The sequence below is a fragment of the Amycolatopsis sp. WAC 04182 genome, from assembly GCF_003947465.1.
Taxonomy (GTDB): Bacteria; Actinomycetota; Actinomycetes; order Mycobacteriales; family Pseudonocardiaceae; genus Amycolatopsis.
This window is the reverse complement of record NZ_QHJJ01000003.1, coordinates 308,385-328,576: the sequence shown is the minus strand read 5'-3', so window position 1 is coordinate 328,576 and position 20,192 is coordinate 308,385. Positions and strand designations below refer to the sequence as shown.

Below are 20,192 nucleotides of genomic sequence, written 5' to 3'. Positions count from 1 at the left end.
TGAGAGCTCCATGACGGAAGAGCCCTGCCCACCGTTTCGAGATGAGACACGGTCGGACGATTGCGCAGGATCACGGGCTGCGGAACGGGGAGAAAAGTACACATCGCAGACCGCGGACGACAAGGCTCAATCAGCGTCCCTAGTTGCCGAGGTCCCCGCACAGGGCATCCGTGACCTTTCGCGAGTACGTGGCAAGTAGGTCCGTGAGTTGATCAGCCTGCTCGTACAGGGTCTCGATCTCGGCCATCACGTCCGGGCCGTCCTGGGAGTCGTCGTCCTCGAGTTCGAGAGCCCGCAGGTGGGCCATGGTGGCGACGGCAACCTCGCGGGCTGCCCCGAGTATCTCCGTGCTCGCAGGTTCTGCGATCTTGCACTGGGCGAGCCAGTCGGTCAGCTGATCGGGTTCTGGCAGGAGTGGCGCGCGGGCCTCGATCCAGGGTGTGCCCCAGAGGCGGCGGCGTCGTGCCTCGGCGTTTCCGTCCTCGGACAGCGTGGGTTCTCCGTTGCCGTAGCGGATCTGCACACCGAGCCGTCCCGCACGTTCGATCGCCACGGTCGCCATGTCCCGCCCGTGCTCACCCGGGGGCGCAGGGGTCATCGCCAGTCTGGCTGCCAGGAGTGTGAGGTCCCGGTCGGTGGCCGAGATGTCGGGCAGGACGCGAAGGTCTTCGTCGCCCAGCAGGATGGTGGGGTCTGCTGCCACCACTCGGGCTGACCGCACGGTCTGGCGGGTTCCCGCCGCGGCGAGGGCGAGCGAGGCCACGTCCGACCACCACGCGACGAATTCCCGTGCCGCCTTACGGCGTTCCCGGGCCACGTTGTTCGCGATGTTGCTCCGCATCGACAACTGCGCCCCCACCGGATCGGGCTGGTCGTGGGTCATGCGGTTCGCGATTCGGTGTTCGAGCCGGGTCTCGCAGGCTTCGGACAGGCTCATCATCGTCGCGTCGGCTTCGTTCGCGTCGGCGATCATGTTCCCGCACACCAGGGCCAGCTCGCCGAGAACACCGCGTAGAGCCGCCGCGTCAAGCTCAGGACTCCCGGTCCGTGTCGAGCCGGAGTTCTCGGTCGGGTTGATGCCGCCACTCATGTGATGTTCCTGTCTGGGCTTCATGAACGGGTATTCAGGCGGGTGCCTGGTTCTCGTGCGCAGTCGCCGCCGGAGGATCCGACTTCCATCGGCCGGGGGTTTCCGAGCCGAGTCCCCGGGGCGTCTCAGGTGGCTGAGGTTCGCTGAACGTTCAGCAGGGGCGGGTCGGTGTCCTCGAGGTGATCGAGCAGCGCGTCGACGCCGGTACTGGTGGATCGGGCGACTTCGCCGCTGGTCAGCGGAATCAAGGTCATCAGCTCGACCAACACCTTCCGGTCGGCACCGAAAATCACGTCGAAGTCGTCGAGGTAGGGGTGCCCGCCGACGAGGACGCCGGTGATGTCCGTGTCGGCGAGCAGCGGCTGGTTGTTGCGGATCACCTGGTTGTTCACGACGCCGCGCCGATTCTCCTCGACGATCTCGAGGGTGGCCCGGACAAGGTGGAGCGCGGCGCCGTCCTGGCCGTGCTCGACGGAGCACACCAGTTCCTGCGGGTACACCGCGGTGATGGGCTGGCTGGACAGGCCGTGGGTGGCGAAGGTGACGTACTCGGGGCGCTCGTGCCGCCAGATCTCGACCCCGCCCACGTCGGTGACCCGCCTGCCCTGGCCGAGGAAGCGGGTGAGGTGCTCGTCGAGGGCCTGCTCGGTCATGGTTGCAGCAGCTCCGTGAGGTCGGCGGGGAATCCGTACTGGCCTTTGGTGATCTCGGCCGGGGTATGTCCGTTGGTCTCGGTCGCGGTCTTGTCCGCGCCTCGGGCGAGCAGGAGTTTGATCATGGCGCCGTCGGACGCTTCGCGCCATCGGATGACCGCGAGGTGCATCGGTGTCGCACCCGGGGTGTAGACGGCCTGGACGTCCGCTCCGGCGTCGAGCAACGCGCGGGCGGCGTCGACCTTGCCCTCTTGTACCGCGAAATGCAGCGGCGTGTACTGGCTACGTTTCTCGGTGATGTTCACGTCGACACCGTCGGCCAAGCGACGCTGAATCGCGGCGACGTCGCCTTTCTGTGCCGCGTAATGGAGTTCGTCGCGTCCCTCGCGGTCCGAGTTGGTCATCACACCTCGTTTCCGTTGCTCCACATGCTACCTGGCCGTTTCACGCGGTTTACGGTGGTAGTTCGTATTTGTGGCCGTGGTTGGACTCGGGTGTTTCCAGCCGGTAGCGGCCGGGATCGTTCTGGTCTTCGATGACCTTCTCACGTGGGTAGCCGCCCGCTTCGGCTTCGGCTTTGTACCGCCACCATTCCGAGCCGGGCTGGTGGCCGAATTCGTATTTCCCCGGCTCCGGGACTGTCATGCCTGCGGGGTCCGGTTTACCGGTGTCCGGGTCGATCTTGACGAGGCTGCCGTCGGGATTGTGCGCGGCGGGGATCCGTTCCCGGGACGCCTGGCACACGAAGTCGCCGGAGCCGTCCGGCTGCCGCTCGGCGTCCCGGTAAATGGCTCGTTTGGTTCCCTGCCGGAGTTTCACCCGGTTCCGGGTCGGTTCGTAGACCGGCCGTGGCCCCGGTGCGGGCGGTCCGTCATGACCGGTCGGACCGGGGTTGTCGCTGTCGTGGTGGCGGCCGAGACCGTCCTTGATGAGCTTTCCGGCGCCGAAGGTGGCGGCGGCGATGACCATGTCACCGGTGATCTTCCCCAGCGCCCGGTCGCCGCGGCCGGCGGCCCAGTCGTCCCAGGCGACCATCGACTTGAGGGTGTCGACGGGATGAGTGAGGTTGTGGGCCATCGCGGCGACCGTGCCGCCCGGGTCGCTGACCGCGCCCCACAGTCCTTCGAGAACGCCTAGGGCACTGTCGACCATGCCGCCGTAGAAGTTCGCGTCGGCCTGTTTCCGGGAGTCCTGGGGCGCTAACGCGGCTTCGGCCTTCAGCGCCTCGGCGCACCGGCCCCCTTCACTGGCCAGCTGCTGGCGGGCCCGGTTCAGGATGTCGCGGGCAGCTTGGCGTTTCGCCGCACCGGGATCGGTGAAGGGCGGTGGCTGTACAACGGTCGGGTCGCCCCGCTCGATGTTCGCCCGGTTCTGCGCCTCAGCCTGGGCGCAGGCCTGGCCGTGGGCGTCGACCGCGCGCTGGGTGTCGGCCTCGCCTTGCTCCCACTGCGCGATCGCCTCCGTGGCCTGGCCTTGGGCCCAGGCCAGGCAGTTGGCGAGGTCGGTCAGCGCGAGTGCGGCGTTGTCCAGCGAGTCACCGGCCGTGCCCCAGCGCGGCACCTCGGTCTGGTGATCATCGTGGAACTGATTCGACGCCGGCCCCTGCCACGCTCCGGTGTCGATGCGCTTGAGCGCCTCCCCCGCCTCGAGGGCGTCCCGGGCCCGTTCGTGCAGCACACGGGCGTTCTCGAATACCGCGTCGGGATTGCCCGGTACCAGCGCTTTCGGGTCATCGGTCTGTCCCAGCTCCGCGGCTTTCACCGGCCGCTCCCGACGCGAGGCGGCGCGCTGACCGAGCCCAGTCCGGGATCGGTCTTCAGCGCGGCGAGGTTGGTGTGCTCGACCTCGCGGTAGGCCTTCGCCGCCGCACCCAGCAGGCCCCCGAGATCGCGAGCGCGATCCGCCAGCGCGTCCAGCCCGACACTCCACCGCCCGCAGAACTCCGCCAACGCGGCATGAACCCCGTCATGCCCGTACAACGCGGGTTCGCCACACAAGCCGCGCAGCTCGAACCCCTCCTGGTCGTGCACGATCTCACCCATGCTTTTCGACGCGCTTTCCAGCACCTCGAGCTCCACGTGAAAACCCGGGCCGTCCACCCCTCGTGATCCCTCCCCTGTCGTTCACCGGCCCGCACAAGCCGGGCGCTCGCTTAGCCCCGTGATTTCCCAGCCCACACCCGGGCTACGAAATCCGCAGGCACCGCCTTCGATAGCACCGGAAAACGGTGGTCGTCATCGGGGTCGACCATCACCGCGACCCCTTCCGGCACTAATTCCATAAAATCCGCGCCCGTCGCGGACAAGTAGTCACATTCGCCGGCGTGCAGGGCGAGCCGGTCCAGCGAGGAAAACACCACAGTCCATCGTCCCCGCTCTCCTAATTCGGTCACCAGCAACGCAGTCCGTCGCAGCCGTCGGGCGTACACCGTCGCGGTCGCGAACACGTCCATGAAGTCGGATGGGCCCCGCAGACCGGTCTTGACTTGACAGGCGACGGTCACGAGACGCGGCTCACCACTCCCCCGCTCACCATGCACGCACGAGACCGTACTAGGAGTGACCCTCCTTGATCAATCCACCCCCGCGACAGCAAACGCGCCCGGACAGACCATAAAACTGCTCAGGGGATCACCTGTCGCCGTCCATTTTGCGGCGGCACTCCCACCTCGGGCCACAGCTCACTCGAGGACTTCCTGCCGATCCCAGTTCTCGGCATCAGAGGTCCTGGACGCGACTTCCCGGATCACGGTGTACGGGAGCGGCTTTCTGCGGTTCCGTCAACTGCGGCGGCACATTCCTCAGTTTCCCGGCTGCGGAGTCCGTCTCCACGGCGGGAAATTCTGATAGCTCTTCCAGCGCATCGTGCACCAGACCGGGAGTTTTGAGAATCGATTGGTTCCTGGTGGCCTTCCGAGGCAGCAGCCATCCGGCAGGGATGCTGAGCCAGGTCAACCTTGATCAGCCTTCCCGCCAGTCAGGAGGGTCGGGTCGAGCGAACTCCGCATCCGCAGGTGGCGTCTTCCCGGTGAACTGCACTGCTTCGGACTCTGAATGAGAGGACGACGTGGCGAGGTCGAGCCAGTCCAGTTCGGGAAATCCGGTAACTCCGACCCGCGATTTAATTGAGAACTGCGCATCCGCGAAGTCGGGGATGCTTTTGGATTTCGCCCCACTGAACTCTGCATGTCGGGCGAATTTCGCCTTGCCGAACGTCACATCCCCCGCGAACTGTGTTCGCTCGAACTCCGCGTCTATGCCGAATCTCGCGGCGAAGAATGAGGCGTCACCAACGAATTTTGCGCCCGCGAACGTGGCACCTCTAGCGAACTCTGCCTCGGTGAACCGAGAGCCGCTGGCGAACGTAGCACCGCCAAACCAGGCCCGATCACCAAACTTGACTTTTTCGAAATTGGCGCTTCCGCCGAACTGGGTACGAGTAAACCAGGAGACACCCGCGACCTTTGCTCCCTCGAACCTGACGTCGCCGGCGATGCCGGTCTCGTAGAACCAGGCGTCCTTGCCGAACTGAACTCCGAAGAACCCGGCTCCACCGGAGAACTGCGCCCAGCTGAACACAGCGTCGCTGGTGAACCGGGCTCCGCTGAACCAGGCGGCGCCCACGAATTTCGCTCTGGCGAACTCGGCCTCGCCGACCTGGCAGTCACGAAGCTCGAAGTCAATGAGCGTCGCGCCGGTGAGGTCAATGTTGATCCCTTCCCAGAACGTGCTTGCTGGGGTAGGCCGGAGGCCGGGGCGCAGGTGCCGCGCGAGGAGCCGTTGCGCAGCGGTCCGTACTTCTCGTTCCTGCAGCCCACCGTCGTCACCCACCACCGCTACGGACGGCCCGCCATGCGCCCGCGACGAGCTTCTGACCCGCGCCGACGCGGCGGCCGACAACGGTCGCTTCACCCCCAGCCGACGGGGCCGGAGGGAACCAGGCGACGTGTAGGGACTCCGCAGATATGCGCACACGACGTCAACCACTGTCTGCCGCAAGCCCGGGTTGTCGTGCGCCACCCTCTCGAGGGCGTAGACGCCTCCGGTGCGCACAGCGGCCTTATCGGAGCCGAGCTGCTCGACAGCCTTCAAATACAGCTCGTTGAGCCGCCGCTCCCTCGCGTCGAGCTCATTGTGTTCCATGGCTCGTACCGCCAGCTCGTGAGCCTCATACTTCTGCAGCAGATCCAGCTCAGCGGAACGCTGCCGCCGAACCGCCAGCCACAACCCCACCACGCCCCCAAGGCCGATGCCGAACGCCCCAGCGGTTCGCAGCGCATCCAGCTGATCGCGGGTCACCCCACGCCCCAGGAACAACCACGCTGCCCCCGCCGCCGTGAGCACCATCACCGGAACGCCGGCCGCGATCACCCACCTCGGAATCGGACGTAGCACAGGCCGCGCCGATGCCACGCGGTCGACGGACGGCTCCGCGCCATGTTGTGCCGGATCTTTAGTTCTGCTGCCACTAACGAACAATCGCTCGCGAGTCAGCATCCGCTACGTCACTTTTCGACTGCCCCAACGACCGATACCGGGCAACGTCTCGCCGCCGCTTCTGACCGGCGCGCTACGAGCCTTGCTGAACCAGCACCAGCACCAGTGCCAGTGGTCCTGCAGCGCTGCCAGGAGCAATGGCCACCGTCTCGTCGTCTCACCGCACCGAGTCGCGAGCGGACGCGTTGTGTCGCGATCAGTCCGTGGCCGGAAGCCAGTCGTCGGTGTCTCGGTGACGGCCGAGCCCGATCGCGTCGAACTCGTCGACGTGTACGCCCTTGACGGCTCCGAGTTGCCGGAGCGCTTGGGAGATCGGGCTACCGATGGCAGGGATTGGTTCCTTCACCGCCAGCTGCAGAGGTCCTAGGACCACATTCCCGCCGTTCCACACCTGGGCCGTCTGGGTGCCGGTGCTGCCGAAGAACTCGGCCGCGACATAGGCCACGGGCCCCTTCGCCGAACACGCTGCCAAGAGCCTTTCGAATCCACGAGGTACTTTCCAGAATCCGCCGAGTTTCGGCGCGCCGGGGACGGTGACCGCGTCGAAGTACGCGTCGGTCATCGGCAACAGCGCCAGGTGCTGGCCGAGGGGCACGATGTGCGCCTCCTCGACGGTGTCGGCCAAGTCTCGAAGGACGTTGTCGCTCGCGATGACCGCTTGCAGGCGATACCCCATATCCACATTGTCGTCTAGCCGGCGAGGCGTCCGGCAAGGTGGGTTGGCGAGTCCGAGGTAGCGGACCGTGGACAGTGCGGTGAGTGCCCTGACGTTTGGTGCTGGCGGTGACTACGCGGACACGCGGAAATTGAGGTGCCAGGACAGGCCGAGCATCCCTACCGTCGGCCCCATGCACTATGAATCCGCCCTGCTGAACGTCATTGATGTGGAAGCCACCTGCTGGGACGGGCAGCCGCCGCCCGGCTCTGTGAACGAGATCATCGAGATTGGTCTCACTGTCGTGGATGTGTCGGCAGGGCGCCGTGTGTCCCGGCACCGTGTCTTGATCCGACCTGTCCGGTCGAAGGTGAGCGACTTCTGCACTGAACTGACCGGACTGACGCAAGCTGAGGTGGAGCGGGGCGTCTCCTTCGGCGAGGCATGCCGGATCCTCGTCGAGGAGTATGAGGCTGGAGAGCGCCCCTGGGCGAGTTGGGGCGAGTACGACCGTCGGCAATTCGCGCGCCAGAGTCACGCTGACGGGGTGGCCTACCCGTTCGGCTATCCAACTGAGCGCACCCACACCGACGCCAAGGCCGTGTTCGCCGCGGCCTACGGGCTGCGCAGGAAACCTGGTATGGATCACGCTCTGCAAATCACCGGACTGCCACTGGAGGGACGCCACCACCGCGGCGAGGACGATGCGTGGAACATCGCCGCACTCGTCCTCGATCTTGTGGGCCGTGGGGCATGGCCGCTTCACTGAGCAGGCTGTGGGCCTGCCCCGTTGCGACGGAGAGGGTGATGTTGCCCCGGTTCTCCGGGCATCCCTTGGAAAGCCGCAACTTTAGTGAGCGACGTTGTACGGCGCGCTTCGTGTCCGGGCGTTCAGGTGGTTGTCCAGGGTAGCTGTATCGCTTCGATCTCGGAGTCGCTCACCAACGCGTCGACCAGCACCTGCGAGCCGGCGACCTTGATAGCTCACAGGTTGGACGGGCTGAAGTCGGTCTCAGGATCGTCGTACAAGATCGCGGCGTCGCCGAGCTTCCCCACACGCACATGGAGATTCTCGAAGTCGCTGGCCCCGAGCGTCAGCGGGCTGTAATAGGCCAGGCAGCGGGTGACCGGACCTGCGGGACTATGTTCGGTGAGGATCTCGAGCAGCCGCGTCCAGGTCTCGCGGTCCAGGCTTCCCTCGGTGGGCGGAACGATACCGAGCGGCCAACTGCCCTCCTTCCTGACTGAGGGAAAGCATCGGTACGAGGGCAGCAAACCGTCGGGAACAACAGGGTCGCCGGTACGCCGGGCAAGCTCCGCCCAGCGTAAGCACCGCCACCCGGAACCGGGGTGCTCGGCCCGGCCCAGCCCGCCTCCCGTGGTCACGCTGACCGCGTCGAGGTCGACGCCGCCGATGATGTGGGGCTGAACGCCTCCATCCGCGAGGCGCGCCTGGTGGTACTCGTGATGAGTCGTCTCCATTGGTCCTCGTTCGTGCTCGTACATGGCGTTGAGCACCCACGCCGCGTCAGGCATCGCCGGTGGCATGAACCCGGTCAGGCCGTCGCCGCACACCGCCAGTAACCAGTCTGTGACCCCGGGCAGGGCCAGTGGCCACAGCTTCGTCAACGCGGTCGGAAACTCGGACATGCCTGCATGATTCCAGTCAGCACGCGCGGAGCGTGCCGCGAGTACTCCCGCGGCAGCCGCACAGGTCCGCTGGAGACATTCGATGCGAGCACCTCGTCGAGCAGGATCTGCTCTCACCTCTCCTTACCGCGATCGAGGACAGCAGCGGTCAACCGTGTACGTCTCGCGGTCCCACAACAGTGGCCAGCTGCCGTCGGATCGCAGGCACCACGCCATCCGTGCCTCGTCGGGCGTCACCATCCCTGCAGCTGGATCCGCACTGCTGCAAGGGTTTTGTCGTCATGGCGTTTCGCGCGCGGCAGCGTCCGCGCGTCGGGATCGGCGTCGTGTTCCCAGGTGTGGCAGCGGGTCACGATGTCGTGCAGGTCGGCCGTGTCGTCTCGCCTCGTCATTTCAACGGTGCTGCACGTGCTCCGGTCCGTATCGTTGCCGAATCTGGTCCACGGGCAGCCGAAGCTCGCTCATCTCGCAGTGTCTGCGGGGAGGTTCGTCGAGGACGTAGCTGATCTGGTTGCGCAGCCATGTCCGCCACGCACTTGATGGACGTACATCGTCTCCGATCCCATCGGCGCGCATGATCGCGGACTCGATGGCGTGGGCGAGTGCGCTCGGACCCCCGCCGGAATATCCAGCTGATTGCGTAGCGCCAGAGTACCTGTTTCGTGGACACTGACTGAGTTGCAGCGCAGGACGGGCCTTACCCGGTTTGGGGGTGTTCGCGGTGTCGTTAGAGGCTGTGGATCTGGTCGTGACGGCTCTGACCGCAGGAGCGGCAGCCGGATTGAAAGAAACCGCTACGTCGGCGGTGAAGGATGCGTACCGCAGCTTGGTCACCGCTGCACGCGACCGCTTGAGCCGACACAGCGAAGACCCAGCCGCTGTTTCGATGGTTGAAGCGCACGCAGCGGCCCCAGATGACTGGCGGGAAGAACTCGCAGCGGCCCTGCGCGCCGTCGATGTCGTTGACGACGCTGTTCTGCTGGCCGCGGCGCGTGACTTGTTGTCCTTGTTGGAGATGCCCGGGGCTGGGACCTCGAAGTACGTGGTGAGCGTCCGTGGCTCGCAGGGAGTCCAAGTTGGTGACGGCAACATTCTCCACCTCGGCGACCCCAGCGACCGGTAGACCGCATGCTGTCCGACAACTCCGCCGGAGCGCAGCACGACGTCCCGTGCGCAGACGACACGGCGCGGTACGCCGCGACCATCGAGAGCGGGACCGGCATACAGATCGGACACGGCAACGTTCAGCACATCCATTTGCCGTTCCCGGAACCTCTCGCGTGGCCGATCCGGGTCGGCGTCGTACCACTGGCGGCGAACTGTCTCCAACCACGAGCCCTTCACGAGCAGGGGAGACGCACGGACCGCATTGCCGTATCAAAGGCCGCGGTATTGCCGATACATGTCCTCTCCGGGCTGGGCGGCGTCGGCAAGACCCAGCTCGCCGGTTATCACGCAGAGTCGCAGTGGGCCGCTGGCGCGATCGACCTCCTTGTCTGGGTCACCGCAACCTCCCGGGAGTCGGTGCTGACCGGCTACGCCGACGCCGCATCCCGCATCATCAGCCCAGTCGCCACGGATCCGTTACGTATGGCCGAGCAGTTGCTCACCTGGCTCGCACAGACCACACGCCGGTGGCTGATCGTCCTCGATGATTTGCAGGATCCTGGCGACCTGACGCGGCTGTGGCCACCAACCACCGCCACCGGCCAAGTCCTGGTGACAACGCGTCGCCGAGACGCCGCACTCGCCCGCGCGGACCGCACCATCTCCGATGTCAGCGTCTTCACTCCCGGTGAGACGGACGCCTATCTTCGCGGCGTCCTCGCTGATCGGCCGCACCTGCTCAAGGGAGCCGACGAGCTTGCGCGCAACCTGGGATATCTGCCCCTCGCCCTGGCACAGGTGGCCGCCTACATCCTCGACCGGGATCTCACCTGCAGCGAGTACACCACCCGACTGGCCGACCAGCGCACCAAACTGCCCGAACTGCTGCCGGGCCCCGGCGAACTCCTGCCCGACGATCACCGCGACACCCTCGCCGCGACCTGGTCACTGTCCCTCCGCCTCGCCGACCGGATGGCACCGGCGGGCCTCGCGCGGCCCCTGATGGTCATGGCATCGCTTCTGGATCCGAACGGCATACCTGCAGTCCTGTTCACGGCCCCTGCCGTGCTGCGACACTTCGGAAAGGCCCTCGGCAAGGAGGTCACTGCGGAACAGGCACGCGATGCCCTCTACGTCGCCCACCGCCTCAACCTGGCGACAGTCGAGCGAGAAACACCGGACCGCATGATCCGGGTGCACGCACTCGTACAACGCGCGATCGGAGAAACCATCAGCGAATCCGACCGCGAGTATGCGGCGAGAGCCTGCGCCGATGCCCTGCTGTTCATCTGGCCTCCAGTCGAACGCGACACCGCATTCGCGCAAGCCTTGCGCTCCAACACTGACGCGCTGCTGGCCAACGCCGGAGCACACCTCTGGACTCCTCGCGGTCACGAGGTTCTCTTCCGGGCCGGCTGGAGCCTCGGCGGCTCAGGACTGCTTGCCGCAGCCGTCGCATACCACGAGAATCTCGTCGCCGACGCGGCCCGCTACCTTGGCCCCGACCATCCGCAGACTCTCACCGCCCGCTATGCCCTGGCCGACTGCCGCGGAGAAGCCGGCGATAGCCACGCAGCGGTATCGGCTCTTACCGACCTCCTGCCGGACCTGATCCGAATTCTGGGGCCCGATCACGAGGACACGCTGGGAGTCCGACACAGCCTTCTGCATTGGAGAGGCCAGTTCGAGCCGGCAGCGAGGACTGCCGCAGCTGAGGAGCTACTGCCCGACCTCCTGCGCGTCTTCGGGCCGCAGGACGATCGCGTCCTTCGGCTTCGCCTCGATTTCGCCCGCTGGCTACGCAGATCCGGCGACCTGACCGCTGCCGCCGAAGCGCTTGATTCCGTGCTCGCCGACCAGCAGAAGGTTCTCGGACGCGACCACCCAAGCATCACCAAAACTCGCTACAACATCGCACTGTGCCGGGGCGAGGCCGGCCATCCGCTCGGGGCCGTAGCCGCGTTAGAGGAGTTGCTTGCCGACGAGGTGCGGGTGTTTGGCGCCAGCCGGCCTTACTGGCAACTGTCAATTCGCGCCGAGGTTGCCCGCTGGCAACACGAGGCAGGTGACACCGTAGCCGCGGTGGCAGTGCTCGAAGAACTCTTGGTCGACCAGATCCACTTCCGTGGACCTGACCACCCGGAAACGTGCTACACCCTCAGGAAACTCGAAGCGTGGCGACACCAGTCCTCAAAACAGCATGATCTCGAAGCGTCCGACGGCGGACGCGACGGCGACTAGGCCCAACCCACCGTGAAGGCTGTGCTGTGTCAGTCCGCCGTTCAGACAGAACAATCAGAGAATTCGCGTCCTGGCCCTGGCAGAAACGGGCCGCCAGAGCACGTCGGGACCAAGGGCGTGCGAGAGATAGAGCGAGCTGCAGCTTCCGCATCACTGTGGCTGTTCCTGCTGCCGAGCCGCATCGTAGAGACGATCAGTGGTTGGCCTGTTCACTTTTGAGGAGCGTTAAGCGATGGGATCTACTGCTCTGCTGATGATCGACATGCAGAACTCGTACCTCGCGAAGGATGGCGTCCGGGATGCGCTGGGCTGGCCGCCGATCTGGCGGCTGCAGGAGACGATCACCGCCTGCACGGATCTGCTGACGGCCGCCCGCGCCCAAGGGATGCAGGTCATCTACTCCCGATCGACCGCCGGTACAGCCGGGCCCCTCGGACAAAGTCCCCGCATGGCTCGGTTGCTGGCTCACCGATCTCACCTCATTCCCGGGGTGGAAGCGGCCGAGCAAGAGTGGAACCGGCAGATCATGGACGCGGTCGCGCCGGAGCAGGGTGACGTCATCTTGGACAAGACCCGGGCCAGCTTCTTCGACTACACCGAACTCGATCCGCTGCTTCACAACCTCGGCGTCCAGCGACTCGTCGTGGCCGGCCTGCAGACCAACGTGTGCGTCGAAGCCACCGCCCGCGCCGCACTGGCCCGCAACTTCGAGGTCGCCGTCCCCAGCGACGCGGTCTCAACCGACGGCCCCGCCTTGCACGAGAGCGCGCTCAACTCCCTGCGCGTCCTCTATACCGAGGTCGCCCCCTGGCGGGAAATCCTCGCACCCGACGCGGCCTGGGACCGTGCATTCACCACACCGAACTACGGCCGCGACCCGGCCTACTGGACCGAGACCACCGCCACCACCTGACTTCTGGCCCGCACTTCGGCCCGAACAGGCTGAACCTGTCCCCACGTGGTCTTGCAGAGCGAAAATCAGGACAATGGGGAAACGCGGAATACGGCGCACCAGCACACGACGAATGCGTATCTCGGTCACCGACTTCGCGGGCTTTGTTCCGGCCACCGTTCACCCAACACGGGACGCACGTGTCGGGAACAGAATCCACGCGTGCCAGTCGCGATCTAAGCTTACGCTGGTGCGATGGACCGGTGGACGACGGTGGATTGGTTCGCAGTGCCTGTACCGGCCGGAGGCGGCCGCTGACGCTGTCCGCGACCTCGCGGCGTCGGTGTCGGTGGCCGGTGCCGCCTTGGCGGTTGGCCGGTTGGTCGACGCAGTCGGCAACGACCATCGCGGGACGCTGTACCCGGCCGCAGTCCCAGCGGTGAGTGTGCTGCTCAAGGTTATCCGGCATCTGCCGGGCAAACCACGCATTGAGGCGTTGGGGGTGTTGTTGGACTGGTGGGGCTGTTTCGCGCCCAAGCCCGGGTACGCCAGCACCCAGGACGACGATGGGCGGCCTGCAGAGGTAACAGAGGCCGTCGAGCGCCAGATCCGCACCGCGGCGGACGTGTTGCGTACCGTCGCCAGCGACAGGTCGGATGGCAGCCCCGCCAGGAAGATGGCCAAGGACTTACTGGCCCTGCTGGACGCGGGCAGTTGGTCGGAACTGGCGGCCAGCCGCTGACCGGAGCCTTGCTCCGCCAGCCCGTCAGCAAACGTCCTCATTCTGCCGCCGCCTACATGTAGGTTCTCGCCGCTGGTGACATCTCGCTGCTGTGCGACCTCGGCGTTCTTCGTTGTCTCACCATGATCAGCCCCCAAACTTCTGGCATTTCTTCGGCAGGCGTGAGCCTTGGACTACGGCGGACGGGCAGCGGGACTGTAGCCCACGCTGCCCGAAGGTCCTCATCACGGAAGTGAGGATCCGGGTGGGTCACCACTGCCCTTGTTTCGTCGAGCCGGACGTACGTCGTTCCGTCCTTGCCTGTGACGGCTTCGGGAAGATCCGTGATAGCACTGGCAACCACCATGACTCGCGCCAGGCGGAGCGGTCTAGAGTGGTCGCCTCCTTGAGGCGAAGCTCGAACCAGCAGAGGACAGCCGTGGCGAAAGATCCGCCGTACACATATCGAGGCGCGCTGAAGATCCTTGGGCACGGCTCCGACTCCCTCCTCAATGCGCTGGACGCGGTTCTCGGCGGCTTCATCCTCAGCAGCGTCCTGACACCGGTGGCCTGGGCGTTCAATCTGGTGGACCAGAAGAACGAGGCCTCGGGCTTGATCCGCAAACTGGTCCACGCGGGCGTCCGGCGCTTGGGGAAGGCGAAAGGAAAGGAGCGCTACGAACTCATCGATGCCGCTCACACGACGATCGTGATGTCCGCCTTCTTCGACGTGGTGCGTGAGGGCGGGGTCAGGGTCTCCAAGGACCGTCTGAGTGCGCTGGGGCCGTCATTCGATTCCGTTCTGGATCTGGAGGGCTGGAGCGGTTGTCTCCTGGGTGCCCATGATCTGACCGTCTGCTATCTCAACCTCGGTGCTCTAATCGGCCTGGACGAGTCGAGTGCCGCCGCGCTGTTGGAGAAGGCGATTCTGCGGTACCGGGCCTACTTTGCCGACCTGGCCGCCGACGTACCCGAGTTCTCGCTGTGGGCCCACCTGGGAGGTATGGCCGAGCTCCGGAACGCGGGTCAGGCCGTCCTCGCCGCAGTGAATGCCCAGTCGCGGGCGTTGGACCGTCTCAACGAAATCCTGCTGGCACGTGGTATCGAGCATGACGACGTCCCCACGCGGAGAGCGAAGCTCTTGGCCAGGAGCAATCAGGCCGTGCTGTCGAAGCCAATCACCCCTGACGGCGTCGGCGTGGCCAACCAGGTCAGCTTGCCCGCGGTCTGGCGCATCTACCAGGTTCCGCGCTTCCGCAGCGCCATCACGACAGGCGATGCCCCCACTAGCGGAGATGACTGGGAGAGTCTGGACGTCCGTGATGATCTCGACCGGTTTCTGGCGTCTTATTTGTTCTCTCCCCGCAGCGTCGAAAACCCCCTGCTGCTGCTCGGCCATCCGGGCGCCGGAAAATCCCTGTTCAGCAAGGTGCTCGCCGCCCGGCTGCCGGAAGAGGACTTCATAGTCGTCCGGGTGGAACTGCGGCACGTCACCGCCGATGCACGGGTTCCCGCCCAGATCCAGGAGGCTCTGGACCTGCTCATCAACGACCGCGTCAAATGGGGCGACCTGGTGGACGAGGCACCCGAGCGGACGCGCGTCGTCATCCTCGACGGGCTTGACGAGCTGTTGCAAGCCTCGGCCGGTGAGCGCAAGGACTACCTCGAACAGGTCGCGGACTTTCAGGCTGCCGAGGCGGACCTGGGCTATCCGGTAGTGGTGGTTGTGACCTCACGGACCGTGGTCGCCGACCGGGTGCGCATCGCTCCCGGTACCACCGTGGTGAAGCTTGAGGATTTCTCCGACGAGCAGATGATCACCTGGCTGGAGATCTGGCGCGACCGGAACCTGCCCGCCATAACCTCGGGCCGGATGGGCGAGCTGAAACTCGACGTGGCCACCTCCCTGAGTGACCTGACCGCTCAGCCACTGTTGCTGCTCATGCTGGCCCTCTACTCGGCGGATCCGAAGGCCGAACCGTTGAAGGCGGGCACCTCCAGGGAGGTCTTCTACGAGCGGATCCTCACCAGTTTCGTGCGCCGCGAACTCACCAAGGCCCTGCCGGAGGTCACTCAGGACGCGATCGACGAGGAGATGTGGCGGCTGGGCGTCGCCGCTTTCGCGATGTTCAACCGAGACCGCCAGAGTGTCCGTGACCACGATCTCGGCTCCGATATCAAAGTCCTCACCCAGGTCGACTCCGATCTGGAACCGCATCGGCTCGGGCAGCGGATCGTCGGGCGTTTCTTCTTCATCCACACCGACGAGGCGGACGGACACCGCGACCAGGACGTCCGGCGGGCCTACGAATTCCTCCACGCCACCTTCGGCGAGTACCTCGTCGCTCATCACTCGATCCGGGTGCTGCGCGAGATGGCACGTACCCGAAGATCGACGTCGCCACGAAGACAGTACGACGACGACCTGTTGTTCGCATTGCTCAGCCACCAAACCCTTTCCAACAGGGGGACCACCATCAGCTTCCTCACGAGACTCCTTCGGAAGCTTCCCACGGAAGAGCGCACCGACTGCGTCCGAGCGCTGGTCCACCTCGTCGGCGAGTACCGCGATCGGCGCGGCGGAACGGGATTCGCGGACTATCGGCCCATTCCGGTCGACCGCCTTCGGGAGATGGCCGCCTATTCTGCGAACCTGGTGCTGCTTCTGGCGTTGGCCGACGACGACACACCCTTGGTCGACCACGCCGAGCGAATTATCCTGGCGCGCCTGTGGCGGGCGGGCTTGCCCGCACCCAGCTGGCGTCCCCTGCTCGAGGTGCTCACCTTCAGTAGCGAAGGAAAGCCGATGAAGCGCGTACCCGCGTTGCCGGGCTGGGCCACCGAGCTGGCGTACTACGACATGACCGATGACGTCAGCGGATTGAGAACTCACTCGAACGGATTGGCGCTGCAAGGGTATGACGTCAACCAATTGCCCCTGCCCGAAGTCATCCAGACCACCGGGTTTCTACTCTCGACGGTGGCCAACGGATATCACAACGAGCGAGCGCCCGACGTGCAGTTCTTCCTCGATTTCGCGGCAGACCAGCGCGTGCCGGACCTTTCACACTCACTGTACGGGGCGGACGTCTACTACGCCGTGGTCCACTTCTTGAAAATGTGGCTCGGACAACTGGACTACAAGACTGTCCGCCAGCTGGTCTGGCTGGCACACGACGTGTCCGGTCCGGCCATGCTGGATTTCAACCATTTCGTCCCCGCCATCGCCGCCTTCCCCCGGTTGCTGGTCGATTTCCCTATCCTGAACAACCCGTCCAAGTACAACCGAAACTGGGGCCCCGTCGTGCTGCTCGCCGGCGAGGAGATCCAGAACGAAGAGGGCCGAGCGCTCTTGCGCCCACTGCGTCAGCGATTGGCGCAGGACGCCAAGGCCGTAGAGCCTCGCTACCAAGCGATGGCGGCCCTCCGTTGGTTCGCAGGGATCTCCAGCCGCATCGAGGTGGACGCCGCGAAAGACGACCGCGCCACAGAGTGACTCACGGTGCGGATACCCGGCCCGGCACGAGCGGTGCAGCCCGTCGACGCCGCACGAGATGCCGGACTCGCCTGTCGAAGAGGACCTCGCCAGGATCGCGGACAGCGCGCGCCTCGAGTGACTGGGCTCCGCCTTTCCCTTGAAGAGAACGACTCAAAACGCTCACGCACATCCCGATGACCGTCCACAAGGGGCACGAGGCAGGGAACCGCCTAACGTGCGCTTCGCGGCATGAGCGGACGTAGGGAATGTGGTCAATTCGGTGTGGCTTGTCGCGGTCTGCCCTGTTCGGTCGATACTGAAGATAGAGAGTCGTGCGTCCAGGTGAGGGGTTTGGTGTGATCGAGTCGGTGGAGTTGGTGGTGGCCGCGCTGGCGGCTGGTGCTGCGGCGGGCGCGGGTGAGACGGCGTCTGCGGCGGTGAAGGATGCCTATACCGGGTTGAAGTCGCTGGCTTCGCGGGCGTTGCGTCGCGCGAAGGCGGTGCCGGCCGAGGTGGTGGAGATGGTGGAATCCGACGCGGTCACGCTGACCGAGGACGAGACCAGGACCGCGGGACGCCGTGAGCTCACTGCTGCGCTGACCGCAGCCGGTGCCGGGGACGACGAAGAGCTGGTGGCGGCGGCGCTGAAGGTGCTGGAGCTGACCGACCCCGAGGGGACCCGTGCGGGCAAGTACCGCGTCCTGTTGCACGGCAACCAGGGTGTGCAGGTGGGTGACCACAACACCCAGACCAATACCTTCCACTGAAACGGCCCTCGATGCCCACCGACCCGCCGTCCCCGGAGCCTGCCGACCCCGCCGCCTCGGCGCCGCCCGTGTATGCGGTGGACAACAGCCGGGGTGTGCAGGCTGGCGACAACAACATCCAGCACAACTACAACACCGTCATGCAGGCTCCGCTGCCCGCGATCGAGTCGGTGTCCGCGGTGCCGGACCTGTCCCGGATCCCTCTCGACACGGCATTGTTTGTGGGCCGCTCCGATGAGCTGGACCAGCTCGACGACGTGCTGAACGAGTCCGGGCGAGCGACGGTGGTCGCGGTGCATGGTCTGGGCGGGGTGGGTAAGAGCACGCTGGCGGCCCGGTTTATGCACCTGCATGCAGGCCGGTTCGGGTTCCGGTGGTGGATCACTGCGGACTCCGCGGCTGCCATCGACATTGGTCTCTCCGAACTCGCCGAAACCCTCCAGCCCGCCACGAGGGAACTTCCTGTGGAGCAGCGCAGTGCGCTGGGGGTGCGGTGGCTGGCGACGCATGAGGACTGGTTGCTGGTGCTGGACAACGTGACCAGCCCGCGTGATGTGGCGGGGTTGCTGGGGCGGGTGCGGACCGGCACGGTAGTGATCACCAGTCGTCAAGGCTCGGGGTGGCGGGCGGTGGAGACGGTGCCGCTGGACGTCCTCGCCGACAACGAGGCCATGGAGTTGCTGGCCCGGATCGTGCGGTCGGAGTGGCCCGAGGGAGACCTGACCGGTGCGGACAGGTTGTGCGAAGAGCTGGGATGGCTGCCGCTGGCCGTCGAGCAGGCCGGGGCCTACCTGGCCCAAACCCGGACCAGCCCGACCGCGTATCTCGAGCTGCTGGCACGGTTTCCGGCGCGGATGTTCACCGCGACGGCGGAGGGCGGTGACGCGCAGCGGACGATGGCGAGGGTTTGGCACGTCACCCTCGACCACCTGGCCGGCACCCCGGCCGTGGGGCGGCTGCTGCGGCAGCTGGCCTGGTACGCCCCGGGCGGGATCCCCCGGGACCTGCTGGCCGGTGTCGTCGGGGAGCCGGAGCTGTCCGAGGCGCTGGGCCGCCTGGCCGCCTACAGCATGATCACTCTCACCGGCGACGCCATCGCCGTGCATCGCCTAGTTCAGGCGGTCACCCGCACACCCGATCCGACCGACCCACACCGTCACCCCGCCAACATCGCCACCGCCCGCGACAACACCGCGGCGCTTCTCGCTGCCACCATCGCCGGCCTGGGCCCACTCACCCCCGCGGACTGGCCTGCCTATCGGACGGTCCTGCCCCACGCACGGGCTCTGCTGGAACACACCACCCCCGACACTGACACTACGCAGACCAGCCACCTGCTCAACGAACTGGGCCGATACCTCGAAGGACAGGGCGACGTCGGCACCGCAATCGGCTACCACACCCGCGCCTGCGACAGCTACCAACTCCTCAACGGACCCGACCACCCCAGCACCCTGACCTCGCGCAACAACCTAGCGAGCGCCTACCGGTCGGCGGGTGATCTGGACCGGGCGATCCCGCTGTACGAGGCCACTCTCGCGGATCGGGAGCGGGTGCAAGGACCCGACCACCCCGACACACTGCTCTCACGCAACAACCTGGCGAGCGCCTACCGGTCGGCGGGTGATCTGGACCGGGCGATCCCGCTGTACGAGGCCACTCTCGCGGATCGGGAGAGAGTGCTGGGACCCGACCACCCCAACACGCTGACCTCGCGTAACAATTTGGCGAGCGCCTACCAGTCGGCGGGCGATCTAGGCCGGGCGACCCCGCTGTACAAGGCCACCCTCGCCGACAGCGAGCGGGTGCTCGGACCTGACCACCCCGACACACTGCTCTCACGCAACAACCTGGGCTACGCCTACCAGTCGGCGGGCGATCTAGGCCGAGCGATCTCGCTGCACGAGGTCACTCTCGCGGATCGGGAGAGAGTGCTGGGACCCGACCACCCCAGCACACTGCTCTCACGCAACAACCTGGGCTACGCCTACCAGTTGGCGGGTGATCTGGACCGGGCGATCCCGCTGCACGAGGCCACCCTCGCCGACAGCGAGCGGGTGCTGGGACCCGACCACCCCAACACGCTGACCTCGCGTAACAATTTGGCGAGCGCCTACCAGTCGGCGGGCGATCTAGGCCGGGCGATCCCGCTGTACGAGGCCACCCTCGCCGACAGCGAGCGGGTGCTCGGACCTGACCACCCCGACACACTGCTCTCACGCAACAACCTGGGCTACGCCTGCCAGTCGGCGGGCGATCTAGGCCGGGCGATCCCGCTGTACGAGGCCACCCTCGCCGACAGCGAGCGGGTGCTGGGACGCGATCACCTTACTACCCAGATCATCCGCTCGAACCTCGATAGAGCGCGAACGACCTAAAGCTGGCCACCGTCCAGTCGTTACGGAACCAGCCGACGGTGGCGCCGAATATCCGCTCATCGGC

The 20,192-nt window shown here is 66.0% G+C and carries 18 protein-coding genes; 8 read left to right on the top strand and 10 right to left on the bottom strand.

Going from position 1 to position 20,192, the window contains the following annotated elements; all coding sequences use genetic code 11:
• Window positions 1-139: 139 nt before the first annotated feature.
• From DMH01_RS15265 to DMH01_RS15230, 8 genes are all read right to left on the bottom strand, one after another.
• Entirely contained in the window at window positions 140-1,090 is a 951-nt protein-coding gene (locus DMH01_RS15265) for a hypothetical protein (protein WP_125677270.1), read from the bottom strand.
• A 125-nt stretch (window positions 1,091-1,215) separates the two neighbouring features.
• Window positions 1,216-1,743: a suppressor of fused domain protein gene (locus DMH01_RS15260; protein ID WP_125677268.1), complete on the bottom strand. Its 528-nt coding sequence runs from the start codon at window positions 1,741-1,743 to the stop codon at window positions 1,216-1,218.
• Window positions 1,740-2,147, bottom strand: a complete 408-nt coding sequence (locus DMH01_RS15255; RefSeq protein WP_125677266.1) for an ankyrin repeat domain-containing protein — start codon at window positions 2,145-2,147, stop codon at window positions 1,740-1,742. The genes DMH01_RS15260 and DMH01_RS15255 overlap by 4 nt, the downstream gene beginning before the upstream one ends.
• A 49-nt stretch (window positions 2,148-2,196) precedes the next feature.
• The gene (locus DMH01_RS15250) at window positions 2,197-3,504 is read right to left on the bottom strand and encodes a putative T7SS-secreted protein (protein ID WP_125677264.1); all 1,308 of its coding nucleotides are present in this window, start codon (window positions 3,502-3,504) and stop codon (window positions 2,197-2,199) included.
• Window positions 3,501-3,821, bottom strand: a complete 321-nt coding sequence (locus DMH01_RS15245) for a hypothetical protein (RefSeq protein WP_233621531.1) — start codon at window positions 3,819-3,821, stop codon at window positions 3,501-3,503. The genes DMH01_RS15250 and DMH01_RS15245 overlap by 4 nt, the downstream gene beginning before the upstream one ends.
• Before the next feature lie 74 nt (window positions 3,822-3,895).
• On the bottom strand, window positions 3,896-4,195 hold the full coding sequence (locus DMH01_RS15240) for an SseB family protein (RefSeq protein ID WP_125677260.1): 300 nt from the start codon (window positions 4,193-4,195) through the stop codon (window positions 3,896-3,898).
• Window positions 4,196-4,703: 508 nt separating this feature from the next.
• Window positions 4,704-6,113, bottom strand: a complete 1,410-nt coding sequence (locus DMH01_RS15235) for a pentapeptide repeat-containing protein (protein WP_158633224.1) — start codon at window positions 6,111-6,113, stop codon at window positions 4,704-4,706.
• Between the two features lie 322 nt (window positions 6,114-6,435).
• Complete coding sequence (locus DMH01_RS15230; RefSeq protein ID WP_125677257.1) at window positions 6,436-6,915, bottom strand: hypothetical protein; 480 nt, start codon at window positions 6,913-6,915, stop codon at window positions 6,436-6,438.
• 172 nt (window positions 6,916-7,087) lie between these two features.
• Between DMH01_RS15230 and DMH01_RS15225 the strand changes: the two genes are divergently transcribed.
• Complete coding sequence (locus tag DMH01_RS15225) at window positions 7,088-7,663, top strand: 3'-5' exonuclease (RefSeq protein ID WP_125677255.1); 576 nt, start codon at window positions 7,088-7,090, stop codon at window positions 7,661-7,663.
• A gap of 215 nt (window positions 7,664-7,878) precedes the next feature.
• On the opposite strand, the gene DMH01_RS15220 is transcribed toward DMH01_RS15225, so the two are convergent.
• Together DMH01_RS15220 and DMH01_RS42705 are read right to left on the bottom strand one after the other, a co-directional pair.
• Window positions 7,879-8,544: a hypothetical protein gene (locus tag DMH01_RS15220; protein ID WP_199745502.1), complete on the bottom strand. Its 666-nt coding sequence runs from the start codon at window positions 8,542-8,544 to the stop codon at window positions 7,879-7,881.
• Window positions 8,545-8,777: 233 nt separating this feature from the next.
• A complete protein-coding gene (locus tag DMH01_RS42705; protein WP_158633223.1) occupies window positions 8,778-8,936 on the bottom strand; it encodes a hypothetical protein in 159 nt (52 codons plus the stop codon).
• A 356-nt stretch (window positions 8,937-9,292) separates the two neighbouring features.
• Between DMH01_RS42705 and DMH01_RS15215 the strand changes: the two genes are divergently transcribed.
• The 7 genes from DMH01_RS15215 to fxsT all read left to right on the top strand — a co-directional run bounded on the left by DMH01_RS15215 (window position 9,293) and on the right by fxsT (window position 20,128).
• Window positions 9,293-9,667: an RIP homotypic interaction motif-containing protein gene (locus DMH01_RS15215; RefSeq protein ID WP_233621530.1), complete on the top strand. Its 375-nt coding sequence runs from the start codon at window positions 9,293-9,295 to the stop codon at window positions 9,665-9,667.
• Window positions 9,668-9,672: 5 nt separating this feature from the next.
• The gene (locus DMH01_RS15210) at window positions 9,673-11,892 is read left to right on the top strand and encodes a tetratricopeptide repeat protein (RefSeq protein WP_125677253.1); all 2,220 of its coding nucleotides are present in this window, start codon (window positions 9,673-9,675) and stop codon (window positions 11,890-11,892) included.
• A gap of 232 nt (window positions 11,893-12,124) precedes the next feature.
• Window positions 12,125-12,805: a cysteine hydrolase family protein gene (locus DMH01_RS15205; protein ID WP_125677251.1), complete on the top strand. Its 681-nt coding sequence runs from the start codon at window positions 12,125-12,127 to the stop codon at window positions 12,803-12,805.
• Between the two features lie 229 nt (window positions 12,806-13,034).
• On the top strand, window positions 13,035-13,526 hold the full coding sequence (locus DMH01_RS15200; RefSeq protein ID WP_125677249.1) for a hypothetical protein: 492 nt from the start codon (window positions 13,035-13,037) through the stop codon (window positions 13,524-13,526).
• A gap of 418 nt (window positions 13,527-13,944) precedes the next feature.
• A complete protein-coding gene (locus DMH01_RS15195) occupies window positions 13,945-17,001 on the top strand; it encodes an NACHT domain-containing NTPase (protein WP_125677247.1) in 3,057 nt (1,018 codons plus the stop codon).
• A 338-nt stretch (window positions 17,002-17,339) separates the two neighbouring features.
• Window positions 17,340-17,750, top strand: a complete 411-nt coding sequence (locus DMH01_RS15190; RefSeq protein WP_125677245.1) for a hypothetical protein — start codon at window positions 17,340-17,342, stop codon at window positions 17,748-17,750.
• An 11-nt stretch (window positions 17,751-17,761) separates the two neighbouring features.
• Window positions 17,762-20,128: an FxSxx-COOH system tetratricopeptide repeat protein gene (gene fxsT, locus DMH01_RS15185; protein ID WP_199745501.1), complete on the top strand. Its 2,367-nt coding sequence runs from the start codon at window positions 17,762-17,764 to the stop codon at window positions 20,126-20,128.
• Window positions 20,129-20,192: the final 64 nt, after the last annotated feature.

Coding starts and splice junctions, on each gene's coding strand:
- DMH01_RS15265 (WP_125677270.1), bottom strand. CDS start 1,090: ATGAGTGGCGGCATCAACCCGACCGAGAACTCCGGCTCGACACGGACC.
- DMH01_RS15260 (WP_125677268.1), bottom strand. CDS start 1,743: ATGACCGAGCAGGCCCTCGACGAGCACCTCACCCGCTTCCTCGGCCAG.
- DMH01_RS15255 (WP_125677266.1), bottom strand. CDS start 2,147: ATGACCAACTCGGACCGCGAGGGACGCGACGAACTCCATTACGCGGCA.
- DMH01_RS15240 (WP_125677260.1), bottom strand. CDS start 4,195: ATGGACGTGTTCGCGACCGCGACGGTGTACGCCCGACGGCTGCGACGG.
- DMH01_RS15230 (WP_125677257.1), bottom strand. CDS start 6,915: ATGGGGTATCGCCTGCAAGCGGTCATCGCGAGCGACAACGTCCTTCGA.
- DMH01_RS15225 (WP_125677255.1), top strand. CDS start 7,088: ATGCACTATGAATCCGCCCTGCTGAACGTCATTGATGTGGAAGCCACC.
- DMH01_RS15220 (WP_199745502.1), bottom strand. CDS start 8,544: ATGTCCGAGTTTCCGACCGCGTTGACGAAGCTGTGGCCACTGGCCCTG.
- DMH01_RS42705 (WP_158633223.1), bottom strand. CDS start 8,936: ATGACGAGGCGAGACGACACGGCCGACCTGCACGACATCGTGACCCGC.
- DMH01_RS15210 (WP_125677253.1), top strand. CDS start 9,673: ATGCTGTCCGACAACTCCGCCGGAGCGCAGCACGACGTCCCGTGCGCA.
- DMH01_RS15205 (WP_125677251.1), top strand. CDS start 12,125: ATGGGATCTACTGCTCTGCTGATGATCGACATGCAGAACTCGTACCTC.
- fxsT (WP_199745501.1), top strand. CDS start 17,762: ATGCCCACCGACCCGCCGTCCCCGGAGCCTGCCGACCCCGCCGCCTCG.